At 47.6% G+C, this 584-nt stretch carries 1 protein-coding gene; it reads left to right on the forward strand.

The genetic code is table 11. The features are described from left to right. Positions 1-34: 34 nt before the first annotated feature. Positions 35-584 (forward strand): phospholipase D-like domain-containing protein (locus PMIT1303_RS00475; RefSeq protein WP_369818689.1); only part of this gene is annotated, 550 nt, incomplete at its 3' end.

Below are 584 nucleotides of genomic sequence, written 5' to 3' on the forward strand. Positions count from 1 at the left end.
CAGCAATTCAGGCATGCATGGAGATCCCGCAGCGATGCAAACGCGCGGCAATGTCAACCACTTGCTGAGCTTCAACAGTTCAGAACTAGCTGAACTTTTCAAAAAGGAGTTCCTTTTGATGTGGGGCGATGGTCCGGGAGGGGCAAAAGATAGCCTGTTTGGGTTAGATAAAAACGAGCCTGGTATTCAAACTGCAAAGGTTGGTGACACCCGCATTGAAGTGCTCTTCGCTCCACACGCAAAACGACAAAAGATGAACGGACTAAAATTCATTGCCAAGCAAATAGAAGCATCAAAACAAAGCATCGATATGGCCTTATTTATCTTTTCTGCACAAGCTTTAGTTGACAAGCTATGGGAGCAGGTGCAAAGCGGTGTGAAGATACGCTTAATCGCCGACCCTGGCTTTGCCAGCCGTTCCTATTCAGAAGTACTGGACTTATTAGGCCTTGCACTACCAGATCATCGTTGCAAGCTGGAAGTAGGTAACAAACCATTCGCAGTCCCTCTACAAGGGGTAGGTACACCGAGACTGTCGAACGGAGACAAGCTGCACCACAAGTTCGCAGTGATCGACAACAAAA

This window comes from Prochlorococcus sp. MIT 1303, assembly GCF_001631965.1.
GTDB lineage: Bacteria > Cyanobacteriota > Cyanobacteriia > PCC-6307 > Cyanobiaceae > Prochlorococcus > Prochlorococcus marinus_D.